This is a genomic window from Microbacterium croceum (assembly GCF_023091245.1).
Lineage (GTDB): Bacteria > Actinomycetota > Actinomycetes > Actinomycetales > Microbacteriaceae > Microbacterium > Microbacterium croceum.
On the sequence record NZ_JAHWXN010000001.1, the window covers coordinates 2,413,548 to 2,430,066 of the forward strand.

At 66.2% G+C, this 16,519-nt stretch carries 17 protein-coding genes; 12 read left to right on the top strand and 5 right to left on the bottom strand.

Features of this window, described 5'->3' with window-relative positions; translation table 11 throughout:
• The first annotated feature begins 3 nt into the window (after positions 1-3).
• From KZC51_RS11415 to lnt, 7 genes are read left to right on the top strand one after another with little or no spacing between them, the layout of a single operon-like run.
• Positions 4-936 (top strand): FKBP-type peptidyl-prolyl cis-trans isomerase, encoded by a 933-nt coding sequence (locus KZC51_RS11415; protein ID WP_247630087.1) that lies wholly within the window; start codon positions 4-6, stop codon positions 934-936.
• Complete coding sequence (locus KZC51_RS11420; RefSeq protein ID WP_247630088.1) at positions 936-1,925, top strand: helix-turn-helix transcriptional regulator; 990 nt, start codon at positions 936-938, stop codon at positions 1,923-1,925. The genes KZC51_RS11415 and KZC51_RS11420 overlap by 1 nt, the downstream gene beginning before the upstream one ends.
• Positions 1,922-2,905 (top strand): helix-turn-helix transcriptional regulator, encoded by a 984-nt coding sequence (locus KZC51_RS11425; RefSeq protein ID WP_247630089.1) that lies wholly within the window; start codon positions 1,922-1,924, stop codon positions 2,903-2,905. The genes KZC51_RS11420 and KZC51_RS11425 overlap by 4 nt, the downstream gene beginning before the upstream one ends.
• Before the next feature lie 45 nt (positions 2,906-2,950).
• Positions 2,951-3,187 carry a twin-arginine translocase TatA/TatE family subunit gene (gene tatA, locus KZC51_RS11430; protein WP_247630090.1) on the top strand — a complete coding sequence of 79 codons (237 nt, stop codon included), beginning with the start codon at positions 2,951-2,953 and terminating at the stop codon, positions 3,185-3,187.
• A 57-nt stretch (positions 3,188-3,244) separates the two neighbouring features.
• A complete protein-coding gene (gene tatC / locus KZC51_RS11435) occupies positions 3,245-4,003 on the top strand; it encodes a twin-arginine translocase subunit TatC (protein WP_247630091.1) in 759 nt (252 codons plus the stop codon).
• Complete coding sequence (locus KZC51_RS11440; protein ID WP_247630092.1) at positions 4,000-6,474, top strand: DEAD/DEAH box helicase; 2,475 nt, start codon at positions 4,000-4,002, stop codon at positions 6,472-6,474. The genes tatC and KZC51_RS11440 overlap by 4 nt, the downstream gene beginning before the upstream one ends.
• Before the next feature lie 11 nt (positions 6,475-6,485).
• Positions 6,486-8,009 carry an apolipoprotein N-acyltransferase gene (gene lnt, locus KZC51_RS11445; RefSeq protein ID WP_247630093.1) on the top strand — a complete coding sequence of 508 codons (1,524 nt, stop codon included), beginning with the start codon at positions 6,486-6,488 and terminating at the stop codon, positions 8,007-8,009.
• Here lnt and KZC51_RS11450 read toward each other — a convergent pair.
• From KZC51_RS11450 to KZC51_RS11465, 4 genes are all read right to left on the bottom strand, one after another.
• The gene (locus KZC51_RS11450; RefSeq protein ID WP_141872034.1) at positions 8,006-8,389 is read right to left on the bottom strand and encodes an RNA polymerase-binding protein RbpA; all 384 of its coding nucleotides are present in this window, start codon (positions 8,387-8,389) and stop codon (positions 8,006-8,008) included. The genes lnt and KZC51_RS11450 overlap by 4 nt on opposite strands.
• A 105-nt stretch (positions 8,390-8,494) precedes the next feature.
• Positions 8,495-9,289 carry a glycerophosphodiester phosphodiesterase family protein gene (locus KZC51_RS11455; RefSeq protein WP_247630094.1) on the bottom strand — a complete coding sequence of 265 codons (795 nt, stop codon included), beginning with the start codon at positions 9,287-9,289 and terminating at the stop codon, positions 8,495-8,497.
• The gene (locus tag KZC51_RS11460; RefSeq protein ID WP_247630095.1) at positions 9,286-10,215 is read right to left on the bottom strand and encodes an SPFH domain-containing protein; all 930 of its coding nucleotides are present in this window, start codon (positions 10,213-10,215) and stop codon (positions 9,286-9,288) included. The genes KZC51_RS11455 and KZC51_RS11460 overlap by 4 nt, the downstream gene beginning before the upstream one ends.
• Before the next feature lie 9 nt (positions 10,216-10,224).
• Complete coding sequence (locus KZC51_RS11465; RefSeq protein ID WP_247630096.1) at positions 10,225-10,698, bottom strand: NfeD family protein; 474 nt, start codon at positions 10,696-10,698, stop codon at positions 10,225-10,227.
• Between the two features lie 122 nt (positions 10,699-10,820).
• Here KZC51_RS11465 and KZC51_RS11470 point away from each other — a divergent pair, with 122 nt between their 5' ends.
• Complete coding sequence (locus KZC51_RS11470; protein ID WP_247630097.1) at positions 10,821-11,585, top strand: SDR family oxidoreductase; 765 nt, start codon at positions 10,821-10,823, stop codon at positions 11,583-11,585.
• 70 nt (positions 11,586-11,655) lie between these two features.
• On the opposite strand, the gene KZC51_RS11475 is transcribed toward KZC51_RS11470, so the two are convergent.
• A complete protein-coding gene (locus KZC51_RS11475; protein ID WP_247630098.1) occupies positions 11,656-12,252 on the bottom strand; it encodes an HdeD family acid-resistance protein in 597 nt (198 codons plus the stop codon).
• A gap of 100 nt (positions 12,253-12,352) precedes the next feature.
• Between KZC51_RS11475 and KZC51_RS11480 the strand changes: the two genes are divergently transcribed.
• The 4 genes from KZC51_RS11480 (at position 12,353) to KZC51_RS11495 (ending at position 16,501) form a co-directional block, all read left to right on the top strand.
• On the top strand, positions 12,353-12,829 hold the full coding sequence (locus KZC51_RS11480) for a helix-turn-helix transcriptional regulator (protein WP_247630099.1): 477 nt from the start codon (positions 12,353-12,355) through the stop codon (positions 12,827-12,829).
• Positions 12,830-12,834: 5 nt separating this feature from the next.
• Positions 12,835-13,245, top strand: a complete 411-nt coding sequence (locus tag KZC51_RS11485) for a VOC family protein (RefSeq protein WP_247630100.1) — start codon at positions 12,835-12,837, stop codon at positions 13,243-13,245.
• A gap of 29 nt (positions 13,246-13,274) precedes the next feature.
• Positions 13,275-15,632, top strand: a complete 2,358-nt coding sequence (locus tag KZC51_RS11490; protein ID WP_247630101.1) for an ATP-binding cassette domain-containing protein — start codon at positions 13,275-13,277, stop codon at positions 15,630-15,632.
• Positions 15,633-15,856: 224 nt separating this feature from the next.
• Positions 15,857-16,501 (top strand): hypothetical protein, encoded by a 645-nt coding sequence (locus KZC51_RS11495; RefSeq protein ID WP_247630102.1) that lies wholly within the window; start codon positions 15,857-15,859, stop codon positions 16,499-16,501.
• Positions 16,502-16,519: the final 18 nt, after the last annotated feature.

The following is a 16,519-nucleotide window of genomic DNA, read 5'->3' on the forward strand; positions in this document are numbered from 1 at the left end:
CGCGTGCGTAAAACGTCCGCCGTTCTGGCCACTCTCAGCCTCGCCGTCCTCGCCCTGACCGGGTGCACCGCAGCGCCGTCGTTCAACGGCGCCGCCTGCGACCGTGCTGCTGCCGGTGATGGCATCAAGGATGCCGTGACGGTCACCGGTGACGTGGGTGCCGCTCCCGATGTCACTGTCTTCTCGCCGCTCACGCTCACCGAGCCCGTATATGCAGACCTCACGGTCGGAGACGGGCGTGCGATCGAGAACCCCAACCAGGTCGTGTCCCTCGAGTTGTCGCTGTACAGCGGAGACACGGGCAAGAAGGTCTTCGCGACGGCATACGACGAGAACCAACGCGGTCTGTCCACGACCGCCTCCTGGTCTGAGCAGTCTCCGGGGCTCGGGGAAGTCCTCCAGTGCGCCACCGCAGGCTCGCGGATCGTCGCCGGGCTGACTCCTGACGCTTTCGGCGCCAAATCCCTCAGCGGCATCGGTCTCGAGGACGACGACAACGTGGTGTTCGTGATCGACGTGGTCGACGTCTTCCCGTCGAAGGCAGAGGGAACGCTCCAGTTCAACGACGGGGCAGGCATGCCCACGGTCGTGCGGGCTCCCGACGGCACCCCCGGTGTCATCATCCCTGATACCGCTGCACCGGAGAAGACCACGGTGCAGACGCTGATCAAGGGCGACGGACCGGCGCTCACCGCGGATCAGACGCCGGTCGTGAACGTGACCGCTGTGAACTGGGATGACAAGTCGATCGTCACCACGACCTGGGGTACGACTCCGCGTGTCGACCTCGGTACCGCCGTTCCCGAGGTCGGCAAGGCTCTGGTCGGTGCGCCGGTGGGCTCTCAGCTTCTCGTCGTCGTGCCGGGGCTCGACCAGGCGTCCGCCATCGTCTACGTCGTCGACGTCCTCGGCGTCGCTCCGGCCGCCACGCAGTGATGGCTGCCCGGATACCCGCGGAGGAGCGCCTGACGAATCTCGTCGTGGCGCTGATGGCCACGGAGATCGGGCTCACCAAACAGCAGATCCTCGACAACGTCTCCGGCTACCGGCAGCGTGCGAGCGCGGGAACGCGGTCGGACGCACTGGAGAAGATGTTCGAGCGCGACAAGGAAGAGCTGCGTTCTCTCGGGGTCCCCATCGAGACCATCGGCGACGCGGCAGATCCGAATGACCTCCGCGAAGCCCGCTACCGCATTCCCCAGGCCGAGTACGATCTCCCGAGCGACATCGAGTTCACCCCGGCCGAACTCGCCGTGCTCCGACTTGCGGGGAGCGTCTGGAGCGCGGAGTCGGCCTCCGGCGACGCTCAGGCGGGCGTACGCAAGATCCGCGCGCTCGGTATCGACGGGGATGAGCCGATCATCGGTTTCGCTCCCCGCATCACTGCTCAAGATCCCGCTTTCGCCGCGCTCCAGGCCGCGATCGAGAAGAGTCGCGTGGTGTCATTCGACTACCTCAAGCCGGGCGAGGACGCTCCGCGACGCCGCACGATCCGGCCGCTCGCACTCGTCGACTACGAGGCGCGATGGCATGTGTTCGGCATCGACGTCACCGTCGACGAGGACCGCACCTTTCTGCTCGGGAGGATCGTCGGCGATGTCGTGACGAGCTCGACGACGTTCGATGCTTCGCTCCGGGACGGGGCGGGGGAACGCGCTCTCAGCGGACTCACCCGCGTCGCGGAGGCGAACTCAGCGCTTCTCGAGATCACGCCCGGTACGGAGGCCGCGCTGCGGCTGGGGCGCCGTGCGCGTCCCGCGGCGCAGGGAATCGTCGTGCCGTTCGTGGATCTGCACATCCTGGCCGACGAGCTCGCGTCCTATGGCCCTGAGGTGCGCGTGGTCGAGCCCTCGTCGCTCAGAGACGAGGTCATCGCGCGTCTCCGGGCCGTGGTCGCGGCGCACCCTGAGGGGACCGCTCTATGACCTCCCAGCCGAAGCCCCTGCTCGCGGCCGATCGCGTGCGCCTCTACCTCACTCTCGTCCCGTATCTGTTGGAGCACGGCCAGGTATCACTGGCCGAGGCTGCCCGCGAGTTCGACGTCTCTCCGCGCGAGATGCGCGCGATGGTCGAGAAGCTCACCGTGATCGGCCTGCCCGGCGAGTCCGGATTCTGGCAGCAACCGCAGGAGATGTTCGACATCAACTGGGACCTGCTGGACCAGGAGGACATCATCGAGATCACCAACGAGGTCGCGCTGCGCCGCGTGCCGCGATTCACCGCGCGCGAGGCAGCCGCGTTGCTCGCCGGGCTGCAGATGGTCGCCGCCGTTCCCGCGGTATCGGACACGGGTCTCGTCTCCGGTCTGATCTCCAAGCTCTCACGTGGCGCGGCGGATGCGCCAGCTGACGTGGTCGTCGCCCCTGGTGCCGTCGACGCGGTCCGCGAGGTGGTGGCCCGCGGTGTGCAGGACCGTCGAGCCATCTCGTTCACCTATCAGGCGCCGGATGCGGAGCCGACGACTCGCACCGTGGATCCGGTGCAGATCCTCATCACCAATGCGCAGTGGTACCTGCAGGGGTGGTGCCATCTGCGACAGGCGATGCGCACGTTCCACCTCGACCGGGTGAGCGACCCGCAGCTGACCGACATCCCGATCACACATGCCGGAGACCAGCTCCCCGAGGCGTTCGCGAGCCTCGGAGACGAGCGCGAGGTGACGGTGCGCCTGCCAGAGCGACTCGCGCCGCTGCTCGGGGACTTCCTCACCGCCACGAACCACGAGTCCGATGCCGGTGCTCTCACCGCACACCTGCACCTCGCGGATCCACGTGGCGTCAAACGCCTCGCGGCGCGGTTCGGCGGCCGCATGGAAGTGCTGGAACCTGCGATCGCACGCAGCGCCGCCCGGGAGTGGGCTGCATCAGGGCTCGCGCTCTACCGCCAACCCGATGCGGAGGATTGATCTGTAGACTGGTAGGAATCGCCCACCGACGACGGGATTATTCACATGTTTGCTGGAATGCAAGGCTGGCACTTGCTGATCGTGCTCGCTGTCATCCTGCTCCTGTTCGGCGCAGCGAAGCTCCCGGCCCTCGCGAAGAGCATGGGCCAGTCGGCTCGCGTCTTCAAAGGCGAGATGAAGGCCATGAAGGAAGAAGACGCGGACCGCGCGGAGAGTGTCGCAGTCGATCCCACCACGGTGAAGGACTCGGGAACCACCCCTGAGACCCCGCCCCGGGCCTGACCTCTCGTGGTAGGCATCGAGCCGACCCGGGAGTTGAAGGCGGGCCGGGATCGACGGATGTCGCTCGGTGCGCATCTCGTCGAACTTCGCAAGCGTCTGATGCTTGCAGCATTGGCGCTGCTGGTAGGTATGGTCGTTGCGTTCATCATCGCCGACCCCGTCATCCACCTCATCACGGAGCCGATCCGCATCATCGCCGACAAGCGCGGCGATGAGTTCAGCGCGCTGAACTTCGGCACGATCACCGCCGCGTTCGACATGCGCATGCGCATCGCGTTCTCGATCGGACTCTTCCTCTCCGCCCCGGTGTGGCTCTGGCAGATCTGGGCATTCATCATGCCCGGTCTCACCCGCAAGGAGATCCGCTACACGATCGGCTTCGTCGTAGCCGCCGTGCCGCTCTTCTTCGCCGGGTGCTATCTCGGGATCATGATCATGCCGCACGTGATCGAGTTGATGTGGAGCTTCACCCCGGAAGGCGGGACGAACTTCTACCAGGCGAAGGAGTATTACGACTTCATCTTCAAGCTGATGATCGTGATCGGCATCTCGTTCGTTCTCCCGGTGTTCCTCGTCGCGCTCAATCTGGCCGGCATCATGTCGGGGCGCGCGATTCTCAAGGGATGGCGAGTCGCCATCGTCATCGCCACGGTGTTCGCCGCGCTCGCGACGCCGGCCGCCGACGTCGTCAGCATGCTGATGCTCGCGGGAATCCTGATCGTCCTCTTCTTCGCGGCGGCGGGTCTCTCGCTCATCTTCGACCGACGTAAGCACAAGCGGGATGCGGCCAGCGGGATTCTGCCGGACCCCGTATGAGCTCGCCCTCGGAGCGGTACGCCGCAGCGCGCGAAGCGGCAGACCATCCTGAGACGGTGGCGTTCGCAGCGCGACAGAAGTTCGATCTCGACCCCTTCCAGGTGGCGGGCTGCCACGCACTCGAGCGTGGACGCAGCGTGCTGGTCGCCGCCCCGACGGGTGCAGGCAAGACGATCGTCGGCGAGTTCGCGATCCACCTCGCGATGCAGACGCCGAATCAGAAGGCGTTCTACACGACGCCCATGAAGGCGCTCTCGAACCAGAAGTTCCGTGAGCTCGTCGAGGTCTACGGCGCCGAGCACGTCGGGCTCCTCACAGGCGACACGAACATCAACGGCAACGCACGCATCGTGGTGATGACCACGGAGGTGCTGCGAAACATGATCTACGCCGACTCAGCGGCCCTTCGCGACCTGCGCTACGTCGTGATGGACGAGGTGCACTACCTCGCCGATCGCTTCCGTGGCGCGGTGTGGGAAGAGGTCATCATCCACCTGCCGCAGCACGTGCGGCTGGTCTCGCTGAGCGCCACGGTCTCGAATGCCGAGGAGTTCGGAGACTGGCTCGACACGGTGCGGGGCGATACCGAGGTGATCGTCTCCGAGATCCGCCCCGTGCCCCTCGAGCAGCATGTGCTCGTGCGCGATGATCTGCTCCCGCTGTTCGACGACCGCGCGGGCATCGCGACCGCTCAGGTCAACCAGGAGCTGATGCGGATCAGATCCTTCACCGGATCGCAGTACGACAACAACCGACGAGCGCAGTCGTACGTCAGCGCTCGTCACGCAGGACGCCAGGCGAAGCGGCCCGAGCGCGGCGGCCGCCGCCCCGTGCGCTCCGCGAACGTGCGACGCATCGAGCGCATGGACCGGCCGGATGTCGTGCGGCTCCTCGAGCGCGCGAACCTGCTCCCCGCGATCTTCTTCATCTTCAGCCGTGTCGGCTGCGATGCCGCAGTGCAGCAAGTCCGGCGCTCCGGCATCCGGCTCACGACCACGGAGGAACGTGCGGAGATCCGCGCCCTCGTGGAGGAGCGCACGCGCACCCTGCAGGAGGAGGACCTCGGCGTCCTCGGCTATTGGGACTGGCTCGACAACCTCGAACGGGGGGTTGCCGCGCACCACGCCGGGCTGCTCCCCGCTTTCAAGGAGGTCGTCGAGGAACTCTTCCGGCGCAAGCTCGTCAAGGCCGTCTTCGCGACCGAGACGCTGGCGTTGGGTATCAACATGCCGGCGCGGACCGTCGTGCTCGAGAAGATGGAGAAGTTCAACGGCGAGGCCCGCGTCGCGATCACCTCGGGGGAGTACACCCAGCTCACCGGCCGCGCAGGACGCCGAGGGATCGACGTGGAGGGTCACGCCGTCGTGCAGTGGACCGAGGGCATGGACCCCCAAGCGGTCGCCGCGCTCGCGTCGCGACGCACCTACCCGCTGAACTCGAGCTTCCGGCCGACCTACAACATGGCCGTGAATCTGATCGACCTGTTCGGGAAGCCGCGCGCCCGACAGATTCTCGAGTCGTCCTTCGCCCAGTTCCAGGCCGACCGCTCGGTCGTGGGTCTCGCACGACAGGTCCGTGAAGCCGAGGGGTCGCTGGCGGGCTACGAGAAGTCCATGGCCTGTGACCACGGTGACTTCCCCGAGTATGCGGCGATCCGACGCGAACTCAGCGACCTCGAGAAGAAGAACCGCCAGGACACCCAGGCTCCTCGGGCCTCCCGCGAGAAGCGGATGAAGCGGATCCAGTCGCTGCGAACACGCATGCAGCGCCACCCCTGCCACCGTTGCCCCGATCGCGAGGCGCACGCACGCTGGGCGGAGCGCTACTGGAAGCTCAAGCGGCAGACCGACCGTATCCGCCGCCAGATCGAGACGCGCACCGGCACCGTCGCCCGCGTCTTCGACCGCGTCGTGGAGGTGCTGGAGACCCTCGACTATCTCAGCGAAGAGAACGGGAATACCGTCCTCACGGAAGACGGACGGACGATGCGCCGGATCTACGGCGATCGGGATCTCCTGGTGGCCGAATCGCTGCGACAGAACCTCTGGAAGGGCCTGGATGCGCCTTCGCTGGCGGCGATGGCATGTTGCCTGGTCTACGAGCCGCGTCGCGACGAAGCGAACTTGGGGGAGCGGGGGCTGCCGCGAGGCTCGTTCCGCGCCGCTTACGACAAGACCACCACGCTGTGGGCCGAGCTGGACGATCTGGAGAAGGACCACCATCTGCCGGGGACCGAGCCGCTGGCGGCCGGACTGGCCGGTCCCATGCACGCCTGGGCGCGCGGAGGGATGCTCGACCAGGTGCTGGTCGATGCCGACATGTCCGCAGGCGACTTCGTGAGGTGGGCGAAGCAGACGATCGATCTGCTCGACCAGCTGTCGATCGTGGCGGAGGACGGGGCCCTCGCCCGCACGGCACGCCTGGCGCTCGACGGCGTCCGCCGTGGCATCGTCGCCTATTCCTCGATGTGAGAATAGGACGGATGTCCGAGTCCCGCGCGCTCCCACGCCCCCTCCTGCCGTTGTGGGCAGCCGTGATCGCTGCGGCGGTCTCCGGCCTGCTGATGTACCTCTCCTACCCGGGTGCGGCGGTGTGGATCTTCGCGTTCCCCGCGACCGCATTGCTGCTGCTCGCGCTTATCGGCCGAAGGTTCGGGGGCGCGCTCCTGGTCGGGCTCGTCTACGGCATCCTCTTCTTCGCGCTCCTGGTGTCGTGGACATCGCGCTACCTCGGCCCGGTACCGTGGGCGGCGCTCAGCGTCCTGGAGGGTGCCCTCACGGCGCTGGCGCTCGTGCCGGTCGCCCTGGCCTATCGCTGGCTGCCCCGCGCGTTCCCCGGCACCGCGGGGCGGCTCCTGCTGCTGCCGGCGGTCCTGGCGGCGCTGTGGGTCGGACGGGAGCTGTTCGTGGGCTCCTGGCCCTATGGCGGCTTCCCCTGGGCGCGTATCGGCATGAGCCAGGCGCAGAGCCCCCTCGCGCCGGTGTCTTCGTGGCTCGGCGTCAGCGGGCTCGGGTTCCTCATGGTGCTGCTGGTGGCGATCATGATCGAGGCGGTACGGCTGCGCCTCTGGCGGCGCCCTGTTGCGCTGCTCGTCCCCGCCGGGCTCATCGCGATCCTGGTCCTGACTCCCGGGTTCCCTACCGCCGTCTCCGGTTCGATGCGGATCGCGGCCGTGCAGGGCAATGGTCCCACCGGATACTTCGATGAACGGCCTCCCTTCTCGGTCATCGACGCGCAGACGGATGCGACCGCCCCCCTCTACGGAGAGGACGTCGATCTGCTCGTATGGCCGGAAGGCTCGCTCGACACCGATCCGTTCCAGAACGAGGCGCTGGCCAGACGGATGACGCTGATCAGCACGCGTATCGGAGCGCCTCTGCTGGCGAACGCAGCCACCGGTCGAGGCGGTCGCTACTACAACACCTCGATGCTGTGGACGGATGCCGGAGGAGCGACGCAGCTGCACGACAAGCGGCACCCGGTGCCGTTCGGCGAGTACGTGCCGGATCGCCCCTTCTTCTACGCGCTCGCCCCTGATCTGATCGGCCTCATCCAACGTGAGTACACGCCCGGCGAGAATCCGCCCGTCATCGACATCGACGGCGTCGGGGTCGGGCTCGCCATCTGCTTCGACGTGATCTACGACGACGTCATCACCGAGAGCATGAACGCGGGCGCTCAGGTGCTCGTGTTCCAGACGAACAACGCCGACTTCCGCGGCACCGACGAGAACCTGCAGCAGCTCGCCTTCGCCCGCATGCGGGCGATCGAGACGGGGCGCAGCGTCGTCAACATCTCGACGGTCGGCACGAGCCAGATCATCCGCCCTGACGGCAGCACCGTCACCAGTCTGGACGCAGACGAGGCCGGCGCGATGCTCGAGAATGTCGAGCTCCGCACCGGCCTCACAGCTGGTGTCGTGCTGGGCCCCTGGGTGCAGCAGTTGCTGCTCTGGGGCGGGCTGGGCGCTCTCCTCATCGGTTGGTGGCGCGCCCGGACGCGTTAAGCGCCGATCTTCTCCCTGGTCGGATCCTCGCCGGCACCGCGGCGGGCGCGGATGAACGCGAGGCGTTCCTCCAGGAGCTCTTCGAGCTCGGCACGGGTGCGACGCTCCAGGAGCATGTCCCAGTGCGTGCGCGCGGCCTTCTCGTCCGTGACTTCGAGGGTCACGGCCTGGCCGTCGATGTTCAGGCGGGCGTCGGCTCCGCAAGACCGGCACTCCCAGGTCTGGGGCGGCTCTGCATCTGCCGAGAACATCAGGTTCGTTACGTGACCGCATGTGTCACAGGTGTAGGTGGTCTCGCGGCGCTCCATGAAAACGACGCCCTCTTCGCTCTGTAGGCTCTGGGCGCCGAGTCGGATGCCGCGCAGGCTGCGATCTGCCATTTTGTGGTCCTCTCGTCGCTGTCAGGTATAACGCTCCAGCCTGTGCGCTTCATCCACGTCGGCGGAATCCCGGCGGGATTCACAGCGGAATCCCAGCGCGGCGGGTTATGAGCGGCGTGGCGGGTCGTGGCGGGGGAGCGTGCTGATCGCGACGTCGGCACGGTCGGAGACGATCCCGTCGACTCCCGCCGCGATCAGTCGCTGCATCGTGGCGGGGTCGTTGACCGTCCAGATGTGCACTTCGACATCAAGTCGATGCGCGGCGCGTAGGAACGCGGGTGTCAGCACGCGGAGCACGCCCTGCTTCTCCGGGATCTGGAGCGCATCGACGTCACGCAGCGCTCTGGCGGGGGAGACGCGCGCAGCGGACATCCCGCGCACCGTCGCGATCGTCCTGCTGCCCGCGGATGTCGCCGGGCGCAGAGAGGCACCGGCCCGCAGCACAGATGCGATCGTGGCCGTGCGTCGCATGTCGGAGAAGCTGGTGACCAGCACCCGATGCGCCTGGTCCGCGAGGATGGGGCCGAGGGGAGCGACTGCTTCCTCGGTCTTCACGTCGATGTTGAAGCGCACCTCCGGGAACAGCTGCAGTGCCTCTGCGACCGTGAGCAGCCCGCCATGGTCGGCGAACAGCTTCTGAAGCTCTCGCGTGCGAATCTCGCGGATGGCACGGGTGTCACCCGTCAGCCGTTCGAGCGTCGCATCGTGAAAGAGCACCACGTCGCCGTCGGCGCTGACCTGACAGTCGGTCTCGATGAAGTCAGCCCCCGCGGCGTGCGCGGCGGCGAACGCGGCGGCGGAGTTCTCCCAGACGCCGGAGTCCTCGCCCGCCGCAGTCACAAGACCGCGGTGAGCGAGGACTCGGGGATACCGTGCCTTCTCGAAGTACGGGTGCGTCACACGCCGGGAGAGGTGTTCGTCGGACCCTGTCCGGGCTTCGGGGTGAATGCGCTCCCGATACCCTTCAGCGCCTCGGTCAGCTCGCTCGGGATGATCCAGAGCTTGTTGGATTGGCCTTCGCTGATCTTCGGCAGCATCTGCAGGTACTGGTAGGCGAGGAGTTTGTCGTCCGGCGCGCCCTGGTGGATCGCGCTGAAGACGTTCTGGATGGCCTCGGCTTCACCCTGGGCACGCAGCACCGCGGCCTGCTTGTCTCCCTCTGCGCGAAGGATCTCGGCCTGGCGGGAACCCTCGGCCTCGAGGATCGCGGACTGCTTCGTCCCCTCGGCGGTCAAGATCGCCGCTCGCCGGTCACGCTCGGCGCGCATCTGCTTCTCCATCGAATCCTGGATGGAGATGGGCGGGTCGATCGCCTTCAGTTCGACGCGACCCACACGGATGCCCCACTTGCCGGTCGCCTCATCCAGCACGACACGGAGCTGTCCGTTGATGTTGTCGCGGCTCGTGAGCGCTTCTTCGAGGTTGAGGCCACCGACCACGTTACGCAGCGTGGTCGTGGTCAGCTGCTCGACCGCACCCAGGTAGTTGGCGATCTCGTAGGTGGCGGCGCGCGCGTCGGTCACCTGGAAGTAGACGACCGTGTCGATCGAGACCACGAGGTTGTCCTCGGTGATCACCGGCTGCGGCGGGAACGACACGACCTGCTCGCGCATGTCGATCAGGGGGCGGAGACGGTCGATGAAGGGGACCAGGATGTTCAGTCCGGGCATGAGAGTCTTGTGATAGCGGCCCAGGCGCTCCACCACACCGGCCGTGGCCTGCGGAATGATGCGGATGGCGCGGGCCAGGGTGACCACCACGAAGATGAGCACCGCGATCGCGAGGATCCAGCCGATGGCGGTGGGAATGAACGAAGAGTCGTTCACGGAGTTCTCCTAGTCGTTGACGGGGCGGACGACGGCTGTTGCGCCGTTGATGGCGGTGATGGCGATGGGGGACCCCTGCGGGATCGGCACGGAGGTGACAGTGCGAGCGGTCCAGGTGTCGCCGTTGCTCAGCTTCACCTGGCCGGAGATCTGGGTGATGTCGTGCAGGGCGATGCCGCGTAGGTCGATCAGCGCGTCGACGTTGGACTTCGTCGGGTCTTCACCGCGGCGGAGCCGCTTGAGCAACGGCGGACGCAAGAAGAGGATGAAGATCGCAGCGGCAGCGGCAGCGATGATCACCTGGGCCCAGACGGGGATCCCGACCAGGTCGGTCACCAGGCCGAGAGCGCTGCCGAAGCTCAGCATCAGGAAGGTGAAATCCAGCGTCAGCATCTCGATCACGAGGAAGACGGCGATCAGGATCAGCCAGCCGATCCATGCCCATTCGTCGATGAACTGCACGAATGTTGCGAAGTTGTCCATGCGGCCTCCTTTGCGGTCAACCTATCATGTGCGCTCCGCCCCGCCCCGGGCCGCGGAGGCCACGCTTGATAGTGTGGGAACGCCGCGTGATCGCGGCGTTTCACGCATCAAGAGGAGTCACTGTGTCCGACGTTCTTCCCGCAGGTTCTCTCGACGGCAAGGTCGCACTTGTCACCGGTTCGTCGCGGGGGATCGGCGCCGACACGGTGCGCTACCTCGCCGAAGCCGGAGCGGATGTGGTCATCAACTTCCGCAACAAGGCGCCCCGAGCGGAGAAGCTCGCCGGCCAGCTCCGCGAACTCGGTCGTCGCGCACTCGTTGTGGGCGCGGACCTGACCGATCCGGCCTCGGTGGAACAGATGTTCGACGCCATCCGCGCCGAGTACGGGCGCCTGGACGTGCTCGTCCTGAACGCATCCGGCGGCATGGAGTCCGGCATGGCGGAGGACTACGCCCTCACGCTGAACCGTGACGCACAGCTCAACGTCTTGAACGCTGCGACGCCGCTGCTCGGAGAGGGGGCGCGCGTGGTGTTCGTCACCAGCCACCAGGCGCACTTCATCCGCACCACTCCGACCATGCCCGAGTACGAGCCCGTTGCGTTGTCCAAGCGCGCCGGCGAGGATGCGCTTCGCGAACTGATCCCCGCTCTGTCCGAGAAGGGCATCGGCTTCACCGTCGTGTCCGGCGACATGATCGAGGGCACCATCACCGCCACCCTGCTGGAGCGCGCGAACCCCGGTGCGATCGCCGAGCGTCGCGAATCCGCAGGCAAGCTCTACAACGTGTCGGAGTTCGCTGCTGAGGTCGCTCAGGCCGCCGTCGATCCGGTTCCCGCCGACAACACGCGCCTGGTCGGCGACGTCAGCGCGTTCGCTGCCGAGTAGGGATCGACACGATGAGTCGGCCCCGTCCTGCTGCTGCAGGGCGGGGCCGACTCCATCATGCGGGGGAGTGTCAGCTGGCGGCGCCGTCCTGGACGGACGCGACGAAGCCCTTCGTCTCCTTGCCGATCGTGATCGCACGCACGATCTGCACGATGCCGAGCGCGATGAGCGAGATGCCCAGGAACAGCCAGAAGGCCAGACCTGCGATCAGCGGCGAGAACAGCACGATGATTCCAGCGATGATGCTCAGGATCGCGTACAGCAGCGTCCAGACACGCGACCCATCCTGGCCGAGGAGCGTCAGTGCGACGACACCATCGACGATCCAGCTGATGCCGATGAAGATCACGACGACGAGCGCCAGCGTGGCGGCAGCGACACCGAGGTTCGCGAAGGCGATCACACCGGCGACGATGTACAGCAGGCCCAGCACGATGTGTCCGACGCGCGCCCACCCGCCCTTGGCCTTCGAGAAGATGCCGAGACCGATGTACACGACACCGGCGACGACGAGATAGGACGCGAAGATCGCGGTCACGATCACGGCGGACTTGATCGGCCACACGAGGAGGACGATTCCGGCGATCAGTGCGATGACACCGGAGACGGCGAGAGTGATGCGGATGGACGTGAACAGCGACTTCGCTTCATTGACTGCTTGGGACATGGGGACCCCTTTCTGAGAAGATCCTGTGAGGGATGCACTCAGAGTAGCGCTCGGGCCAAGACCGATGGGGGAGGAGTGGCGCAGCGCGTCGCCGGAGGTCATGGAGCGAGACGCGCCGTCATGGCAGGATCATCTCGTGACACCGGACGACGACGCTCATCTGCGCGAGCTCGCAGTGATGAGAAGAGTGCGGGACCGCATCGACAGGGAGTACGCGAAACCTCTCGATGTGCAGGCTCTCGCCACGGGCGTGCACATGTCAGCCGGGCATCTGAGCCGCAGGTTCCGCGATACGTACGGCGAGTCGCCTTACTCGTATCTGATGACCCGGCGCATCGAGCGGGCGATGGCTCTGCTGCGGCGCGGTGACCTCAGCGTCACGGAGGTGTGCTTCGAGGTGGGCTGCTCATCGCTCGGCACATTCAGCACGCGATTCACGGAACTCGTCGGTGTCCCACCCAGCGTGTACCGTGAACGAGCCGCGAACGTGGAGGGGATCCCCGTGTTCCAGGCGAAGCACGTCACCAGGCCGATCAGGAAACGAGAAGCGCCGCGCACCGACGCGCACCTAACGTGAGCAACATGAAGATCACCATCCACTACGCCTTCCTCCCGCACACCGACGCGGATGCGGCTCTCGCCTTCTACAGGGACGCGCTCGGATTCGAGGTGCGCAACGACGTCGGCTACGACGGTCTCCGCTGGTTGACCGTAGGACCCGCCGGACAGCCGGAGACCGCGATCGTGCTGCATCCGCCGGCAACGGATCCGGGGATCAGCGAGGAGGAGCGACGCACGATCCTCGAGCTGATCGCCAAGGGCAGCTACGGCGCGCTCACCTTGGCGAGCGATGATGTCGACGAACTGTTCGATCATCTCGTCGCGCACGGTGCCGACGTCGTGCAGGAACCGATGGACCAGCCCTATGGTGTGCGGGACTGCGCATTCCGGGACCCCGCGGGCAACCTGCTCCGCATCAACCAGGCCGGCTGAGCTTTCAGCCCTGACCCCGAAGGATGGCGATGTCCTCTTCCGCACATGCCGCCGACAGCCACGACCTGATCCGGGTTCAAGGCGCCCGCGAGAACAATCTCAAAGAGGTCAGTGTCGACATCCCCAAACGCCGCCTGACGGTGTTCACGGGCGTCTCCGGTTCGGGGAAGAGCTCACTCGTCTTCGATACGATCGCCGCCGAGTCGCGGCGCATGATCGATGAGACCTACAGCGCGTTCGTACAGGGATTCATGCCGTCCGTCCCTCGCCCTGACGTCGACGTTCTGGAAGGACTCACAACGGCGATCATCGTCAACCAGGAGCGCCTGGGCGCCAACCCGCGTTCCACCGTCGGCACGGTCACCGACGCAAACGCGATGCTGCGCATTCTGTTCAGCAAGCTCGGCACCCCCTATATCGGGGGGCCTACGGCATTCTCCTTCAACATTCCGACGCAGCGCGCGAGCGGTGTCATGACGGGGCCGGGCGGCGAGAAGAAGATCGTCAAGGACGCGATCTATCTCGGCGGCATGTGTCCGCGCTGCGAGGGGAGGGGAGCGGTCTCGGACATCGATCTCACGCAGGTCGTCGACGATTCCAAGTCGCTCGACGACGGGGCCATCATGGTGCCCGGCTACACCGCCGACGGATGGATGGTGAAGGGGTTCTCGCAGTCCGGTTTCTACCCGAGTGACAAGCCGATCTCGGAGTTCAGTGAGAAGCAGCGTCATCTCTTTCTCTATGGAGAGGTGACGAAGGTGAAGATCTCCGGGATCAACATGACCTACGAGGGTCTGATCCCGAAGATCACGAAGTCGATGCTCTCGAAAGACTTCGACGCGCTGCAGCCGCACATCCGTGCCTTCGTCGAGCGCGTCGCGACGTTCGCGGTGTGCCCGGAGTGCGACGGCACTCGCCTCACCGAGGGAGCGCGGTCATCGAAGATCGACGGCATCAGCATCGCCGATGCCTGCCGCATGCAGGTGACGGATCTTGCCGCGTGGGTTCGTGGGCTGGACCTGCCAGGCGCCGGACCTCTGCTGGAGGCGCTGAGCGCGAATCTCGACGCATTCGTGAGTCTCGGGCTCGGATATCTCAGTCTGGAACGTCCTTCGGGGACGTTGTCCGGGGGAGAGGCACAGCGGATCAAGATGCTGCGACACCTCGGTTCCTCTCTCACCGACATCACCTACGTGTTCGATGAGCCCACGATCGGCCTGCACCCGCACGACATTCAACGCATGAACGGGTTGCTGTTGAAGCTGCGCGACAAAGGCAATACGGTGCTCGTCGTCGAGCACAAGCCCGAGACGATCGTGATCGCCGATCACATCGTCGATCTCGGCCCGGGTGCCGGAAGCGCGGGTGGCCAGATCTGCTTCGAAGGATCGGTCGAGGGACTCAAGACCAGCGGTACGCTCACGGGCGAGCACCTGGAGGATCGTGCCGTCCTGAAGGAGTCCGTGCGCAGGGCCGATGGAGCGATCGAAATCCGCGGCGCGGCCGAGAACAACCTCCAGAACGTCGACGTCGACATCCCCGTGGGCGTTCTCACCGTGATCACGGGCGTCGCCGGATCGGGGAAGAGCTCATTGATCCACGGCTCTGTGACACGCCGCGAGGGCGTCGTCGCCATCGACCAGGGCGCCATCAAGGGTTCGCGTCGTAGCAACCCCGCGACCTACACCGGGCTCCTGGAGCCGATCCGAAAGGCATTCGCGAAAGCGAATGGCGTGAAGCCGGCGCTCTTCAGCGCGAATTCCGAAGGAGCGTGCCCCACGTGCAAGGGGGCGGGCGTGATCATCACCGAACTCGGCTTCATGGATACGATCGAGACCCCGTGCGAGGACTGCGGTGGCAAGCGCTTCCAGGCCAGCGTGTTGGAGTACAAGCTGGCGGGCAAGGACATCACCGAAGTCCTCGACCTTCCGGTATCCGAAGCGCGCGTCTTCTTCTCGGAGGGCGAGGCCAAGATCCCGGCCGCGATGGCGATCCTCGGGCGGCTGGATGACGTCGGCCTGGGATATCTGTCACTCGGGCAACCGTTGTCGACTTTGTCCGGCGGTGAGCGACAGCGCGTCAAGCTGGCGATCCAGATGGGTGAGAAGGGCGATGTCTACGTGCTGGATGAGCCGACCACCGGCCTGCATCTGGCGGATGTCGACAAGATCCTCGGCCTGCTCGATCGTCTCGTCGAGTCCGGGAAGACCGTCATCGTCATCGAGCACCACCAGGCGGTGATGGCGCACGCGGACTGGATCATCGACATCGGGCCAGGTGCAGGACACGATGGTGGACGAGTCGTCTTCGAGGGAACGCCCGCGGATCTGGTCGCCGCAAAGTCCACGCTGACAGGTGAGCATCTTGCTGCGTACGTCGGTGCGTGAGCGGTCGGTCGGTTGCAGACCGAACCGACCAGCGCACGCCTGATGAAGCGAGGTGCCGATCGTACGTCGCCGACTTCCACTCTTCGAGAAGTAGCCGATAATGCACATTATGTCAGCTCACTGAAGATTGGTGCTGTCGGACTCCCCTCCTTGCCTGCTGGCCGGTCACCGCAGCCAGCATCGACGCCTGCCGTCCACCGTGCTTGTCGGGCTATCGTGATCGCGTGAGCGACAACGCGGGTATCGAGCAGCGACACTTCCTCGAGAGGCGGCTCACCTGGGTTGCCGGCGGAGTCTTGATGCTGCTGTCGGTGGCCGCTGGCTTCGCCGCCCGCGGAACGTGGGGCGGCCTCTCCCCTGTCAAGGATTGGCTCTTCGCAGCGGCGGGCATCCTCCTCGTGGTCGGTGTCGGCCGCGCTGGGAGCATCACCTCGCGACGCCTCCTGGGCAGCGTCTCGACGATCCTCCTGGTCGTCGCTCCATTGACGCAGGGGTACTGGTTCAGCCTCATTCCGGCCGACACGGGCGATCTCAACGCAGAGGAGGACGCATGGGTGCTGGTCGCGGCGGCGTACTTCGGCGTGCTTCTCGTGCTCGCCATCGTCTCCGTCATCGCGATCGTCCGCGCCGGCGTCATCCCCTCGCCGTGGCGCTGGGCGCCCGTGTGGGTCATGATCTGGATACCCATGACGAACGCGATCGGACTCGCGCTCTTCTCTGCGGCGCCGCTCGGTACGCCGGTCGCCAGCTTCGGCGCCACCCTCAGTCTCTCTGGGGCAGCCATGGGAGTCGCCTTCCTGGGCACCCTCGCGATCGCGCTCGGGATCCGAAGTGCTCCCCTGACAGCCTCCGATGAGCCCGTCCGATGACCCACACGCGGTACGCCG